General features: G+C 64.1%; 14 protein-coding genes. 5 read left to right on the top strand and 9 right to left on the bottom strand.

The window, feature by feature from the left end; all coding sequences use genetic code 11:
* Positions 1–39: 39 nt before the first annotated feature.
* From metC to SBI20_RS02765, 9 genes are all read right to left on the bottom strand, one after another.
* Positions 40–1,302: a cystathionine beta-lyase gene (gene metC / locus SBI20_RS02805; RefSeq protein WP_317973618.1), complete on the bottom strand. Its 1,263-nt coding sequence runs from the start codon at positions 1,300–1,302 to the stop codon at positions 40–42.
* Positions 1,303–1,426: 124 nt separating this feature from the next.
* Positions 1,427–1,918: an Lrp/AsnC family transcriptional regulator gene (locus SBI20_RS02800; RefSeq protein WP_317973617.1), complete on the bottom strand. Its 492-nt coding sequence runs from the start codon at positions 1,916–1,918 to the stop codon at positions 1,427–1,429.
* 1 nt (position 1,919) lies between these two features.
* On the bottom strand, positions 1,920–2,579 hold the full coding sequence (locus SBI20_RS02795; protein ID WP_317973616.1) for an RraA family protein: 660 nt from the start codon (positions 2,577–2,579) through the stop codon (positions 1,920–1,922).
* The gene (locus SBI20_RS02790; protein ID WP_317973615.1) at positions 2,576–3,406 is read right to left on the bottom strand and encodes a creatininase family protein; all 831 of its coding nucleotides are present in this window, start codon (positions 3,404–3,406) and stop codon (positions 2,576–2,578) included. Before SBI20_RS02790 ends, SBI20_RS02795 begins: the two co-directional genes overlap by 4 nt.
* A complete protein-coding gene (locus SBI20_RS02785; protein WP_317973614.1) occupies positions 3,403–4,266 on the bottom strand; it encodes a carbon-nitrogen hydrolase family protein in 864 nt (287 codons plus the stop codon). The genes SBI20_RS02790 and SBI20_RS02785 overlap by 4 nt, the downstream gene beginning before the upstream one ends.
* A gap of 1 nt (position 4,267) precedes the next feature.
* Positions 4,268–7,075: a M14 family metallopeptidase gene (locus SBI20_RS02780; RefSeq protein WP_317973613.1), complete on the bottom strand. Its 2,808-nt coding sequence runs from the start codon at positions 7,073–7,075 to the stop codon at positions 4,268–4,270.
* Positions 7,072–8,388 (bottom strand): MFS transporter, encoded by a 1,317-nt coding sequence (locus SBI20_RS02775; protein WP_317973612.1) that lies wholly within the window; start codon positions 8,386–8,388, stop codon positions 7,072–7,074. Before SBI20_RS02775 ends, SBI20_RS02780 begins: the two co-directional genes overlap by 4 nt.
* Before the next feature lie 19 nt (positions 8,389–8,407).
* Positions 8,408–9,862, bottom strand: a complete 1,455-nt coding sequence (locus tag SBI20_RS02770) for an amidohydrolase family protein (RefSeq protein ID WP_317973611.1) — start codon at positions 9,860–9,862, stop codon at positions 8,408–8,410.
* 34 nt (positions 9,863–9,896) lie between these two features.
* The gene (locus SBI20_RS02765; protein WP_317973610.1) at positions 9,897–10,658 is read right to left on the bottom strand and encodes an IclR family transcriptional regulator; all 762 of its coding nucleotides are present in this window, start codon (positions 10,656–10,658) and stop codon (positions 9,897–9,899) included.
* Between the two features lie 450 nt (positions 10,659–11,108).
* On the opposite strand from SBI20_RS02765, the gene SBI20_RS02760 reads away from it, so the two are divergent.
* The 5 genes from SBI20_RS02760 to SBI20_RS02740 all read left to right on the top strand — a co-directional run bounded on the left by SBI20_RS02760 (position 11,109) and on the right by SBI20_RS02740 (position 14,028).
* Entirely contained in the window at positions 11,109–11,708 is a 600-nt protein-coding gene (locus tag SBI20_RS02760) for a cytochrome b/b6 domain-containing protein (RefSeq protein ID WP_317973609.1), read from the top strand.
* A gap of 9 nt (positions 11,709–11,717) precedes the next feature.
* On the top strand, positions 11,718–12,239 hold the full coding sequence (locus tag SBI20_RS02755) for a helix-turn-helix transcriptional regulator (RefSeq protein WP_317973608.1): 522 nt from the start codon (positions 11,718–11,720) through the stop codon (positions 12,237–12,239).
* Positions 12,232–13,479 carry an MgtC/SapB family protein gene (locus SBI20_RS02750; RefSeq protein ID WP_317973607.1) on the top strand — a complete coding sequence of 416 codons (1,248 nt, stop codon included), beginning with the start codon at positions 12,232–12,234 and terminating at the stop codon, positions 13,477–13,479. Before SBI20_RS02755 ends, SBI20_RS02750 begins: the two co-directional genes overlap by 8 nt.
* Positions 13,480–13,624: 145 nt before the next feature.
* Positions 13,625–13,810, top strand: coding sequence for a hypothetical protein (locus SBI20_RS02745; protein ID WP_317973606.1), 186 nt, complete (start codon positions 13,625–13,627; stop codon positions 13,808–13,810).
* On the top strand, positions 13,807–14,028 hold the full coding sequence (locus SBI20_RS02740) for a hypothetical protein (RefSeq protein WP_317973605.1): 222 nt from the start codon (positions 13,807–13,809) through the stop codon (positions 14,026–14,028). The genes SBI20_RS02745 and SBI20_RS02740 overlap by 4 nt, the downstream gene beginning before the upstream one ends.
* Positions 14,029–14,094: the final 66 nt, after the last annotated feature.

The raw sequence follows: 14,094 nt of genomic DNA, 5'->3' as shown, positions 1-14,094 counted from the left end.
ACCCCCCAATATTTGTGCGGCGTCTCTGACGCCGCCGGATTAAGTGGCACTGTCCTCCTGGGCGCCCCGCCCTGGTCGGGTAGAGGCGCCTGTTTGTCCGGCGGGTTGTCCCGTCCCGGTGTGCGTGTTCCCGTCGGCAGCCGCCGCAAATGCGCAAAGCGCGCCGTCGAGTTCACGAATCAGGTCTGCGGTGTGTTCCAGCCCCACGTGGAGGCGGATCGCCGGATTGCCGGTTTGCGCCGCGAAAGAGCGCTGGCGGATCTGGCCGTTGCACGGGATGGCAAGGCTCTCGAATCCGCCCCAGGAAAAGCCGAGGCCGAACAGGCGCAGCGCATTGAAGAACGCGTGTTCGGCCATTTCAGGACCATTCAGCACGATCGTGACCAAGCCGTTGCCGGCGCTGAAATGGCGCCTGAATATCTCGTGCCCGCGTGTGCCGGGCAACTGAGGGCAGAGCACCTCGCGTACCATCGGCTGTCCCTGTAGCCAGGCCGCGACTTCCAGTGCTGCATCGCCGTGGCGTGCCAGCCGGGCATGCAGGGTGCGCAGGCCGCGCAAGGCCAGGTAGGCGTCATCGGCCGACACAGCCCAGCCCATGCTGCGCGATCCGCGCTTGATCAGTGCGGCCGCCTCCCCATTGGCGACAGCGCTGCCGAGGAAGACATCCGAATGACCGCACACGTACTTGGTGAGCGCCTGGACGGAGATATCCACGCCATGGGCAAGCGGCTTGAACAGCACGCCCGCAGCATAAGTGTTGTCGATCAGCGTGAAGATGCCACGCTCGCGTGCGAGGGCCGCAACACCTGGAACGTCGAGCATGTCGAGCGTCAGGGAACCTGGCGCCTCCAGCACGATCAGCCGCGTCCTTTCGCCAAGCATGGCGGCAAGATCGTCCATCGCGATGGCGGCAGGGAAATAGCGCGCCGAAACGCCGTAATCGGCAAGAGTGGTCGTGGCAAAGCGGCGGGTTGGGCCGTAGATGGTGTCACAGATCAGGATTTCGTCGCCGGTACGGCATATTGAGAGGATTGCACCGGTCACGGCAGCTAGCCCGGACGGATAAAGTTCAGCCCCCTCGCCGCCTTCGAGTTCGCAAAGCGCCTGTCGCAGCGCGGCCTGCGAAGCAAGGCCGCCGCGCCCATAGGTCGGTGTGGTTCTTCCAAATGCGCTGTAGTCATCGAGCAAAACCGTGGTGCCACGCTGAATAACAGGTGCGGCAGTTCGCAGAACGTCATCGTCGACATGAACCGGGTGGATCATGCGCGTCGCTTCGCTATTTCTGCCATAATCAATAGTCACAATTGGCATTCCTGTTCTGTCATGCGACCGCATTTTGGCCTGCTCGGTGATGTCATTTCCAATGTCAGGCAGCGGCCTCGAAGATCGCATCATGATTTCATGTTGAATTGCAAAATGATGCGCGTCATCCGGTGCGGCAGGGTGACGTGGATAGAGGAAGCTCCGTGGTGTTCTTCATTTCTTCCATCGCAAAGGCGGAGCTGACGTCTGTAAGTTTCACCATGCTGATCAGTTTCTTGTACACCGCGTCGTAGGCAGCGATGTTGGCGACCCGGATCTTCATCAGGTAATCGACATCACCGGTCATGCGGTACAACTCGACTATTTCGGGTATCGCTTCGACAGCACGCGCGAAGCTGCGCAGCCATTCCTCATTGTGTTCGCTGGTGCGGACCGAGACATAGGCGGTCAGCTCCAGTCCCAGCTTCGCCGGATCGAGCAGCGCCACGCGACCAGTGATCGTGCCAGCGGCTTCCAGTCTCCTGAGACGGCGCCAGCAACTGCTGTGCGAAAGGTGGACACGCTCGGAGAGCGCCGCCATCGAAAGGGTGCCGTCCTTCTGAAGGGCCGCAAGAATGCGGATATCGGCGTCGTCAAGGGTCAGGCGTGTGTTCATGTCAGGTCAGCCTCGCCAGAACCGGCTGCTCCAGCAGCCCTTCGAGCATGTTGCCTTGCGCAAGGCCGTCCCGAATGGTGCGTTCGCGATGTGCGCTGCGGATTGCACGATCAATGTCGTCTTCGGCTTCCTGCGTGGAAACAAAAACGACCCCATCGCCATCACACAGGGCAAGGTCACCGGGGTGCGCGACGGCACCGCCAATATTCACCGCCGCATTGAACCGCCCGCCAAGGCCCAGGCGGCGTGTCGTTTTGGCGGACACACCGCGCGACCAGACCGGAAGTCCCGTTTCGAGGATTTCGCAAAGATCCGTGACCGGACCATCGACGACGATCCCGGCAAGCCCCCTGGCCACCGCAGCCGCGGCGACCACGCCCCCCACCGCTGCGTGCAGCGTATCTCCGAGCCGGTCGATGGCGAGTACGTCGCCTTTGCGCAGACAGGACAGGGCCTCGTGCAAGAGTGCGCCGTCAGGGCCTGGCAACGCCAAGGTGACCACTGTTCCGCAGGCCTTCATCGTGGGCTTGAGAGGGCGCAGCTCCGGGGCACAAATACCCCAAAGACGCCAATGTCCAAGCGTCGATGTCTCGGTTTGGGCAAGCCGCCGCACGAGGTCAGGGGCGACTTGCGGGGGCATGGGCTGGCGATCATAGCTCATTTCGGGGCACCGGGGGCAAGGTCTGGCCGGCGAGGATCAGACTTTTGAAAGTGGCGGAGGAAGTCGGCGACATGTCCGATCAGGAAGCGCGTGAAGATCTGGCCCGCCCGCGCGCTCGACAGCGAAGGATCGCCCGAACCGATGCCATCATCGGCCACTTCCCCGGCGTCCAGCGGGAAGTCGATGGAGGTTCCGCCAAAGCGCGCGCTGGCAAAATGCGGGTCGGAAGGCAGGCCGAACACCGGCTTGCGCGGCGTGGCGCCCGACTTTGCCTGGCCGACCAGGCCGGGGGCCAGGTACATCATCACCGAAGTTACCGGATCGGCGCCGTGCCCGCGTGCCGCCGCAGCCTTGTCGCCATGGGCTTCTTCCCACACGGCATCCGGGAGTGAGCGCCAGAGATGGACAGCAGGCACCACCACGCCGGTCTCCCGGCGCACGGCGTGCACCACTTCGGCGATCAGCGGTGCATTGGTGGAGTGGCCATTGACGATGACGATGCGGTCGAGGCCGTGATCGAGGAAACTGTCGATCATGTCGCGCAGCACCGCACGGAAGGTCGATCCGCGCAGTTGCACTCCGCCGGGGAACCCGCGAAAGAACTCCGCGAAGCCGAAAGGCAGGACCGGAGCGCACACGGCCCCCGCCGCTTCGGCTGCGGCCAGGGCGATCCGCTCTGCGGCGAGGAAATCGCCCATCGGCGCGTGGGGGCCCTGTTCTTCCTGGCTGCCCAGCGGCAAGACGATGACCGGGCGATCATTCGCGATGCGTTCGGCAAAGGCCGCGTGGCTCAGGTCCTGAAGGGCGTGGGGGCGGACGCAGTTCACAGGCCTGCCCCTGCGAGGCCGGCCCCTGCGAGGGATGCCGTGATGCTGATCGCCTTGTTCGCAGCAACCGGGATCTGGCTGCGCACACGGTTCAGTATGCCCATGTCCACGCCCGCCGATGCGCTGCCGAGGCCTTCGGACACGCGCGCGACCACGGTGCCCCAAGGATCGATGATCATCGATTGGCCAAACGACTGCCTTTCGCCCGCAGGCGTCTGGTATGAACCCCACTGCCCTGCCGCTGCGACCCAGCATTCGGTCTCGATCGCACGGCTGCGCAGCAGCACTTCCCAGTGATCCTTGCCGGTCAGCAGGGTGAAGGCGGCGGGCACCGCGATCATCTGCGCGCCCTGTCGTGCCAGTTGCTGGTAGAGTTCGGGAAAGCGCACGTCGTAGCAGATCGAACAGCCGATCGTGAGGCCTTCACAGTCGTAGGTGACGATCGCGTCGCCCGGATCGACGGTGGCAGATTCATGGAACTTTGCGCCATCTGCCGTGGTCACGTCGAACAGATGGATCTTGCGATAGCGGGCACGCTCCTGGCCGTCGCGATCGAAGACGACCGTGGTGTTGTAGACGCGTCCGGGATTTTCCGACTGCTCGTAGAACGATCCTCCATGGATCCACACCTTGAGTTCGCGCGACAGGCGCGAGAGCAGCGTCCAGGTATCGCCATCGCGGTACGGTTCGGCGACGGCAGGCGCCCCGCCCGATCCACCGAGCCATTCGCAGTGCTCGGGAAGCTGTACCCAATCGGGGCGCTCCTTTTTCACGCAGTCGCGCACGGCGGCTTCGATGGCGACGAGGTTGGCCGCCTTGTCGTTGCGGGTGTTGAGCTGGATGACGGCTGCGCGCAGCATCTTACTTTCCTTGGGCAGTCTGGGCCGGACGCGCAGCGGACAGCGCGATGGCGTTGAACAGGATCTTGAAGGCTCCCTGGGTCTGGGCACGCAGGGCGATCTCAGGGCCAACGAGCACGACCTTGCCTTTGCCTTGCGGCACCGTGAGCACAGCGGCGGTGTCCTTCAGGTACTCGGGATGCCAGGCCCAGCCGCTGTGCAGCAGCGTGCCCTGCCCGAACGAGACGGCGATCGAGGTTCCCGGCGTGGTTGCGCGGAAAACCGGGCTGGAATCATAGAACAGGTCCACCTTGGGGCTGAGCCCCCAGGCGATCGGGTCTGCCGCATTCACATCGGCAGTCAGCACGGCGCCCGGCACGTAGAACCGGGTATCGGACAGTGGCACGCGCTTGCCGTCCCTCTCCGTCAGCAGCGGATCTGTGACCGGCAGCCTGAGCGCCGCAGCAAGGCCGGACGAGGACGAGCCCATTGCCAGCAGCGTGCCGCCTGCATCGGCGAAGGCTTTGAGTGCGGGGATGGTTTTTTCCGCGCTGATATCGCCGAGCGAGGCGCGGTATTTCGCAGGCACGTCCCCGGGGGCGGGCTGAACGCTGTCGAAGCGGCCACGGAACATGCCCCCGTCCACGCCCGAGCGCGCATTCGGAAGCGCGGCATCGGGCACGACGAGGATGTCATACTTCTTCGCCAGGCCGCCCTTGTCCAGTTCCTGCGGGTAGACGATCGCGTAAGGCAGTTCCTGCCCGTCGAAGATCCAGCGCAACCAGCCGGTCGGATGCAACCCGCCATAGAGATCGACGAGGGCGACCCGCGGCTTGCCGACGGCAAGACGCGCGCCCTGCGGCGCGGCGGCGACAGCCTGTATGGTCAGGCCCAGCGACTTTGCCCCCTCCTCGACGATGCTGCGCGCCTTGGCCGAAACGGGCACAAACCATGCGCCCGCTTCTGGGGCGCGACCGGCGATGGCAAGCGGTGTCCGGTATGCGCTCACCGCGATACCCGCCGCTTGCAGGCGGTTGACGAGGCGGAAGGAATCGTTCTGGTCGTGGCTGACGAGCCAGCCCCCGGTCGTGCCTTCGACACCCGCATTCGCGATCGGTTGCGCGTCAGGCGCGATCTCGCCGTTGACGGGGTGGCTTTTTACCGTGAAGGGATCGAGTACCCGGGTGAACGCAACCCCTGCCTGAAACGCGGGAGTATACCCCGAAGCATCGGCGGGCGGGATCGGCGGGCCACCGGGATAGGCGAAGTTGTTCGGGTAATGCTGCGGCTCGAACATGTCGAGGACATGGGCGCGATAGGCTTGCGCGGCCGGCACGATGTATGTCCCGGCGGGCCAGGTCTTGCCTGCGGCAGTGAAGGGTTCCTCGGCCCGGCTCATCTCCACGCCGAGGCGCGAGAGCGAGGTGAGGAACTTCGCGGTCGTCGGAAAATCGTGCTGGTCGACCGGAACGATATAGGCCCGCGCGTCACGCTGTGCCGGATCGTGCAGTATCTTTTCATAGAGGTCGGCGTCGATCTCGCTCCAGCCGCGCGTGCGCACCGGCTTGGGCTTGCCGCCGCGTTCCGCCAGCGCCGCGTGCGCGGCCTCGATGCGGTCCCTGGAGATCGTCCAGCTGTCGGTCGATCCCTTGGCGATGGCATTGGCACCCATCTGCCAGCGGTCGAACAGCAGCTTTTCGCGGTTGTTGGCGGCATATGTCAGCAGGCCGCGCGCGAGCGAGAGGCTGTAGGATACCGACTGCGCCATCGACCATGGGCCGGGCCTGACAGGCAGCGCCTGATCATTGCCGGGCACCTGTCGCTCGGGCACGAAGGGGATCGTTTCGGGCACCGGGCTGCCGATGATTTCCACGAGGATGCCCACCGCGTTGTGGAAGTAGGTGGAGGTGCGCAGATTGCCGTTATACCATGTGTCGTAGTGCGCCCCGCTGCGCGTAGTCGCGCCGCCCTTGTTCTCCGACAGCAGGCGGCTTTGCAGCGTGGCGCCCACTTCGTCGAGGCTGGAAATGACCAGCGGTTCGTAGTGATAATTGAACGGATCGCGGAACGGCGGGAGAAACAGCACAGTCCCCGCAGGGCCGGTCTGGTGCTGGTTCATCACGATCTGCGGGCGCCAGTCGCGATAAAGCACGCGCACCATGTTCTGCGTTTCGACCTGCGTGGCGAGGAAGAAGTCGCGATTGTTGTCGTGCCCGACATAGGGATGATAGAGGCGCGGCAGCGACTTGAAGTCTGCCTCGCGCTTCATCGGGTCCTTGAAGCGCATGTACCAGTCGGCCACGAACTGCTGGCCATCCGGATTGTCCGGCACGAACAGGGTGACGACGTTGTCGCGGATTTTCTGCGCCTCGGGGTCATCGGAGGAGACGAGATCGTGCACCTGTGCGATCAGCGCGGTCTGCGCCTCCACCTCGCTGGCGTGAAGGCCGCCGTCGATCCAGACCAGCGCCTTGCCGGTGGCGGCCATGACCCGCGCCCTGTCCGCGTCGATGCCTTCCGCAGCACCGAGCGCACGGCTGGTCTCGCGGTATTCGTCGAGTTTTGCGAGGTTCTCCGGCGAGGAGACGACCGCCATGATCTGTCGCCGCCCCTCGGTGCTCGGGCCGATATCAACCAGCTTGATCCGGTCGCTGACGGCGGCGAGAGCCTTCCAGTAGGCCATCATGTCGTCGTAGGACGGAACGTAACGGTCTTCCCCCATGTGATAGCCCAGGACCTGCTCGGGCGTCGGCACGGGCTTTGCTTGCGCAAACGCGGGAGCCGCGAGCGTCAGGCAGGTGGCCAGGAGGAAGGTGCGGGTCAGTCTCATCGGTCGATGGCCTTTGCAGGATCAGGCGCGCGCACGCAGGCGATCACGAGAAAGGAGAGCACGGCGGCGGCCGTGACATAGAAGGCAGGCGCAATGGTCACGCCGGTGATCCGCACCAGCAGAGTTGCGATGAACGGCGCGAAGCCGCCGAACAGCATCACCGCGCCGCTGTAGCCTACCGACAGCGCGGTGTAGCGGACGCGGGTCGGCAGCAGTTCGCACAGGTATGCCGGTGCCGTCCCGCTGAAAAGACCGGAGAAAATGCCCGCCACTGCCGTTGCCGTGATGACGGAGATCCCGCTGCGCGCCTCGGTCATGAACATGAACAGCGGGATCGAGACGAGCGCGAAACCCGCAGCGCTGGCGAGCAGGAACGGTTTGCGTCCGACCTTGTCCGAGGCCCAGCCCGCCAGCGGGATCACCGCAACATTGCACAGTGCGCCGGTCAGGGTGCCGAGCAATGCGTAGCGCGACGGCACTTCCAGAACCTGGCTGGCGAAGCTGACGAGGAAGGTGCCGTAAGTGTAGCCCGCCACGGTCCAGATCACGACCATGCCCGAGATCGTCAGGACGGTGCGACGGTGGATCGTCAGCGCCTCGCGCAATGGGTGCCCGGGAACCTCTGCCTCGGCTTTGAAGTGTGGCGTTTCAGGAACTTTCGTGCGCAGGTAGAAACCCATTGGCGCAATCAGGATGCCCAGCACGAAAGGCACGCGCCAGCCCCATGCCTGCAAATCGTCGGCGGGGAGCACGGTGTTCAGCGCCAGCGCCACCAGAACGGCAGAGACCACCGCAAGGCTGGTGCTAAGCTGTTGGAGCGCACCGAACAGGCCGCGACGGTTGGCGGGGGCATACTCTACCAGGAACGTGGTCGCCCCGCCCCATTCGCCGCCGGCCGCAAAACCCTGCACCAGGCGACAGACCACGAGCGCACACGGCGCCACAATTCCCACTGTGGCATATGTCGGAATGAGCCCGGTGGCGCATGTCGCGCCTGCCATCAGCATCATCGTCAGTACCAGCGCCGACTTGCGCCCGAACCGGTCCCCCATCGAACCCAGCACCATCGAGCCGACCGGCCGCATGACGAAGCCGACGCCGTAGGTCGCAAAGCTGGACAGGATCGTCGTCACCGGATCGGACGCCGGGAACATGGCGATGCCGATCTGCGCGGCGAAATACCCGTAGATGATGAAGTCGAACAGCTCGAACCAGTTGCCGATCATCGCCGAAGCCAGTGCCCGGGCAATGTCCTTGCGGCCCGGAACAGGGCGCGCAGCAAGTCCCTCGGCGGGAAGCGCCGTTGTCGTCATGGCAGGTCTTCCTTGGGTCTCAGGGCTTTTCGGCGGGCGAAGGCCTGGGCAGCGGGACCGGTACGTGCGGGGGGATGACGACCCCGCCGTCCCTCACCATCATGCGGCCATCCTTGAACACCATCGCAACCTTGCGCAGCGCGTCGATATCCAGATCCGGGCGGCCGTCGACCACGATGACATCGGCCAGCTTGCCCGGCTGGATCGAGCCGATGAGGTCGTCCATCGCCAGCAGCCTGGCATTGGTGAGCGTCGCGGCCTGAAGCGCCTGCGGGATCGAGTAGCCGCCCTTCACGAACCACTTGAGTTCGGCGAGGTAGATATTGGGGATCATCTTGTTCGCGTCACCGATCGTGTCGGTGCCCACGCCCATCACGATCCCGGCTTTCTTCATCTTCTCGAACAATGCGAAGTTCGCGTCCGAGGTCATCGTGAAGCGGCGCGAAGTCGAATCCCAGAAACCGCCCGCACGGTCGAGCACGTTCTGATAGACCTGTAGCGTTGGCACCGAGGCGGTGTGATGCTGCGCCATCTCGGCAATCGTCTTGTCGGTGCGCGGCAGCGGATGCTCGATCATGTCGATGCCTGCTTCCACCGCCATCTGGGTGTAGATGGTCTCGCAGTCGCACGTCACCTTCAGGCCGAGGCGATGCGCCTCGTCTACTGCGGCCTGGATTTCGTCCGGCGCGAAGTGGCTGGCAACCTTGATGACGCTGGCCCCCTTCTTGAAGGTCTCGCGCACCGCCGCACGCCAGGCGTCGGCGCCGTTCCGTTCCCAGGCATAGTCGGGACCGTGCGAGGGGCGCACCGGGCGCTCGGTGGCATGACCGCCCGTGCCGGTGATGATGTGTCCGGCAGTGAACACGCGGGGGGCCGGAATGGCATCCTGCGCGGCCCAGTCGGCCAGGCGGTAGGGAGCATCGCCCACGCCGTTGAGATCGCGCACGGAAGTGAAGCCCGCTTCGATGAACCAGCGCAGATTGCGCTCCCCGCGCAGAACACCGTCAGCATCTTCTGCCTGCACGTCGGAAGGGGTGTCATTGTCCGGGTAGGTCAGGTGGACATGCATGTCGATCAGGCCCGGCATGACGAACTTGCCGGTTACATCGATCACTTCCGCGTCGGCGGGCCACGCCGTGCTGTCGGGAGAAAGCACGGCCCGCACCCGCCTGCCCTGGATCACCACGCTTCCCGGTGCGACCCGAAGGGATTGCGTGTCGAAGACGAGGCCTCCGCGCAAGACCACGATCCGCCCCCCGACCGCTTCAGGCTGTTCGGGGATCATGCGCGGGGTGTGATCGGTGTTGGTCCCTGCCGCGATCCAGTCATGGCGGTCGGTCCGCCCGACCGCTGCATCAGGCGCAGGCGCAGCGGCGAAACCGGTGTTGGCAAGGCCCAGGCCGGACAGTGCAGCCCCTGCCAGGATCAGGTTCCGGGCGGCATTCGCACCGGACTTTCGAAAAGGATGCTTCATGATGTTTGCAACCGTCATGGGCTCGTCGAGCCAGTTACATATTGCCCTGTCCTGCCATTGCCTCTGCAATGCGGGAAATGGCGCCGGCCAGATGCGCCTGAAGGCGCGGTGGGTCTTGTCGGTAGCGCTGTGAAATACAGGCAAGGCCAAGCGCGGCCAGCGGCTGGCCCGGCCCGAGCGGAATGACCGCCGCAACGCCTGTTCCGCCGACGGCAAATTCGTCCTCGACTACGGCAAAGCCGGTCTCTCGTGCAGCCATTACCGCATCTGCCACAGCGCCCCGGTCGACGCGGGTTGCAGCGGTCAGCGATGCGCGGGGCACGCAGTCCAGCGCCGCGTCAAGAGCAGCCGTGTCCAGCCGGGCGAGCAGCACCCGACCGAGCGCCGTGCAGTATGCAGGCACCTTGCGCGGCAGTTCGATATCGAAACGGATGTCCGAGGGCGAAGCCTCTTTGGCGAGCAGGCGAACCATGCCGGCCGCATCGGGCATACCCAGCAGAACGGTTTCACCGGCCTCCGCCGCCAGCGTCGTCATCACCGGCGGAGCCACTCGCAAAATGCGCCCGTGCCGGGCAAAGCCGTCGCGACGGACCATGTCGTTCAGGCGGTAGGCGTCATTGTCCCCTTCACGGACCAGATAACCGCGCTTGTGCAAAGTTCGCAGCAAGCCCAGAGTGCTGCTTTTGGGGAGTTCCAGCCCGCGCGCGACTTCGCTCAGAGTCAGACCATCGCACCGGGCCGAAAACAGCTCCAGCATATCCAGCACGCGGGCTGCGGATTTTATCTCGTCGCTCATGCCGTCCCCGTCCAGCCGTGTGATTGTTCACGATTGAGAACTGATCGTTCATTCTTGTGAACATCATGACTGCATTTGGATCTGTCGTCAAATTGATGCTGCAAATGGGACAAGTCTCGTTTGTTGCTCGTTTTTTGGGAGAATTGGCGAAGAGTATGTCCCGATTTACGCCCGTTCGCCTGATGGATGTTCTGCAAAACCGGCCTCCGGGAAAGGCGGAGTCATTCGAATCGGCAACATCGTTCACGGATGTGAATGCAGAAAACATCATATAGGGTGTCGCGGCGCACCGGCGGTGCCGTCATTCGCGAGGGCGGAAAGGCGCCGTTCACGCCCACGGCAATGGATAAGCAGCCGCTTACGGCAGCCGGAATAAGCGCTGCTGCAATGGCGCCCCGGAACAAGGCGGTTCAGGTCAGCGGTCATTCGCACCCGTTCAGGAGCACCCGCATGACTATCGCCCTCACCAAATCACCGCGCAACTGGGACCCGGTGGTCAAACTGACGCATTGGAGCATCGTGGCGGCAGTGCTCTGCAATGGCGTTTTCACCGAAGGCGGCTCGTGGCCGCATATCTGGGTTGGCTATGCGCTGGCCGGAATGCTGGTGCTGCGCCTGCTGTGGGGGCTGGTGGGGCCACGCGAAGCGCGCTTTTCGGCCTTTCCGCCCAGCCTCCCGCGTGCGCTGGCCCATATTCGCGAGATCAGGGCCGGCAAAGTCCACGATCGGCCTTCCCACAACCCGCTGGGGGCCCTGATGGTCTATGCCATCTGGGGCACGCTGGGCATTATCATCGCCAGCGGCATTGCGATGGCGGGCCTGCCGCCCAGGGCGGTGACGCATGACCATCATGGCGTGGAGCGGGCCGCGCAGTCTGTCGATGAGGAGGGCGAAGATGGTGAAGGCGAGGAAAGCCCGCTTGGCGAAACGCATGAAGCTGCCGTCAACCTGCTCTACCTGCTGATCGTGTTGCATCTGGGCGGGGTCGTCTTTGAAACGCGACGCTCGGGGCGCGGGCTGGTGCTGGCCATGTTGCCCGGCCGACGGTAAACAGGCCCAATGCAACCTGCGACCCGATCTCTGGAACGCAAAGCCCTGATCCTGACGCTGGTACTGGGCTGTCAGGTGCTGGCGGCGATGTTCTTCACCCTTGATGTAGCCGGTGACATTGCCGAGGCGGGTCTGGGCTGGCACCTGTCGATCGAATTGCTCGCCACGCTGGCGCTGGCTGCCGGGGTGGTGGTGGGCGCCATCCATGTCCGCTCCCTGATCGAACGCGCGCGACAGGATCAGGCGCTGATCACTGCCGCGCGCGGGGCGATGGGGGCCCTGATCCGCACCCGGTTTGTCGAATGGCGGTTGACCGCTGCCGAGGCCGATGTGGCGCTGTTCGCGATCAAGGGGCTGGATGTGGCCGAGATCGCCGCCCTGCGCGGATCGGCGCAGGGAACCGTGCGCGCGCAATTGACCCGGATATATGCAAAGGCGGGCATCACATCGCAGACCGGCCTGATCGCGCTGTTCATGGAAGAGCTGATCGATCCGGCCTTCGCGCCGGGCAAGGAAAGCACGCATGGCTGACATTGCGCTGATGCACCATTTGCTGATTGCGCTGGGCATCGGCCTGCTGATCGGTGCGGAGCGGGAGCGGCGCAAGGCCCAGCGTCCGGCCTCTGCCGGGCTGCGTTCGTTTACCATCGCCAGCCTCATGGGCTGCGCCAGCGCGTTGACGCCGTGGAACTGGATGAGCGGTGTCATCCTGGCCTGCATCACCGCGCTCGCGCTGTTCAGCAACTGGCAACGCCGCGCCTCTGGCGATCCCGGCATCACCACCGAAATCGCGCTGATCACCACTACGCTGCTCGGCGCCTTGTCGGTCGGTGCGCCCGCTCTTGCTGGCGCAGGGGCGGTACTCATCACCATCATTCTGGCCGCCCGCGACCCGTTGCACCGCTTTGTGGGGCAGATGGTCACGGCTGATGAAGTGGCTGATGTGCTGCTGATTTCAGGCGCGACGCTGATCATCCTGCCCATGTTGCCCGATCGCCCCATGGGGCCTTTCGCGGCGCTCAACCCCCATGCCATCTGGCTGGTGGTCATCATGATCCTTGGCATCAATGCGGTGGGGCAACTGGCCACGCGGCTGCTTGGCGCACGACTGGGCGTGCCAATGCTGGGGCTGGTGTCGGGCTTTATCTCCAGTTCGGCAACGATTGGCGCGATGGGGGCCTGGGTGCGCGTCAATCCGGCGTCCCTCTCGGCAGGGGTCGCGGCAGCAGTGCTTTCAACGGTTGCCAATTATGTGCAGATGGCCGTGGTTATCGCGGTTACCGATCGCAGCGCCTTTGTGGCGACAGCCGCGCCCGTTGCCGCAGCAGCTCTGGCCGCGGCTCTCTCGGGCGGCTGGTTCATGATGGTGGCATGGCGCGAGACTTCGGCCGAACCTCCCAAGTTCAGTCGGTCATTCAATGTGATGATCGCGCTGATGTTTGCCGCGATGCTGGCTGGCATGCTGATCCTGGTCGCTGCGATGCGTGCATGGTTCGGTGCCGTGGGGATCGCGGCAGCGGCGGCGATTGGCGGCGTGCTGGATGTCCACGCCGCCGTGATCTCGATCGCGACGCAGGTGAACGAGAGAACGATCACTTCGACGCAGGCCATCGTGCCGGTGCTGATCGCCTGTACCACCAGCAGCATTGCCAAGATGCTGTTTTCGGCCACGGCAGGAACGAGAGCGTTTGCAGCACGGGTCATTCCCGCACAGGCCGGCATTATTGCGGCGTCATGGATTGCAGGGCTTGTGGCCTTGCAGATCCTTTGAAATCCTCATGGAAAAATTTAATTTATTGGATTTGATCTTACATTTTAATCTAAAATGTTTATATATACGGCATTGCGGCACTCATTTCGTAGGCAGCCGCGACTGAGAGACAGGTGTGCTCCCGCTTACACAAGAGGGACAGGGCATGGATCTCAATCACCTTTATTTCAGGCACCAGCTTTTGCTCATGCAGGCCAGCAGCGCCTCGAACGAGAGAATCAGTCTGAAGCACGAGGAAAAAGCTGCAAGAATTGCGCGCAGCATCGGTGCGTTTCAGGCCAGTGCCGGGGCAACAGCGGCTACCTCCTGGCAAGCGGATGGCGTGCAGTGAGCCGCGCGATGAACATCGGCCTGCCCGAAGCGCAGATCGCAGCGCTGTGCGAAAAAGCCGGGGTCCGCATCAGCGACATTGAAACCCTCCCCTCGGGCGGCACGCATCTGGTGTGCATTACCAGCGAAGGCGCCGAGGAGATCCGCCGCCGCCTGAAAGGACATCTGATCGAGGGGCCGGTGAAGCGCTTTCCCTTCTATCACGCCCGTCAAGACTGACGCCGAAGATCGTGCAAAATGGATGCGGCAATTTCGGTTGCGCCGAAAATGCCGGTTCCAGCTTGT

The sequence above is a fragment of the Novosphingobium sp. IK01 genome, assembly GCF_033242265.1.
GTDB classification, from domain to species: domain Bacteria; phylum Pseudomonadota; class Alphaproteobacteria; order Sphingomonadales; family Sphingomonadaceae; genus Novosphingobium; species Novosphingobium pituita.
The sequence above is the reverse complement of the archived record's forward strand: the minus strand, read 5'-3'. Positions and strand labels throughout refer to the sequence as shown.

Coding starts and splice junctions, on each gene's coding strand:
- SBI20_RS02800 (WP_317973617.1), bottom strand. CDS start 1,918: ATGAACACACGCCTGACCCTTGACGACGCCGATATCCGCATTCTTGCG.
- SBI20_RS02795 (WP_317973616.1), bottom strand. CDS start 2,579: ATGAGCTATGATCGCCAGCCCATGCCCCCGCAAGTCGCCCCTGACCTC.
- SBI20_RS02785 (WP_317973614.1), bottom strand. CDS start 4,266: ATGCTGCGCGCAGCCGTCATCCAGCTCAACACCCGCAACGACAAGGCG.
- SBI20_RS02780 (WP_317973613.1), bottom strand. CDS start 7,075: ATGAGACTGACCCGCACCTTCCTCCTGGCCACCTGCCTGACGCTCGCG.
- SBI20_RS02775 (WP_317973612.1), bottom strand. CDS start 8,388: ATGACGACAACGGCGCTTCCCGCCGAGGGACTTGCTGCGCGCCCTGTT.
- SBI20_RS02770 (WP_317973611.1), bottom strand. CDS start 9,862: ATGAAGCATCCTTTTCGAAAGTCCGGTGCGAATGCCGCCCGGAACCTG.
- SBI20_RS02765 (WP_317973610.1), bottom strand. CDS start 10,658: ATGAGCGACGAGATAAAATCCGCAGCCCGCGTGCTGGATATGCTGGAG.
- SBI20_RS02760 (WP_317973609.1), top strand. CDS start 11,109: ATGACTATCGCCCTCACCAAATCACCGCGCAACTGGGACCCGGTGGTC.
- SBI20_RS02755 (WP_317973608.1), top strand. CDS start 11,718: ATGCAACCTGCGACCCGATCTCTGGAACGCAAAGCCCTGATCCTGACG.
- SBI20_RS02750 (WP_317973607.1), top strand. CDS start 12,232: ATGGCTGACATTGCGCTGATGCACCATTTGCTGATTGCGCTGGGCATC.
- SBI20_RS02745 (WP_317973606.1), top strand. CDS start 13,625: ATGGATCTCAATCACCTTTATTTCAGGCACCAGCTTTTGCTCATGCAG.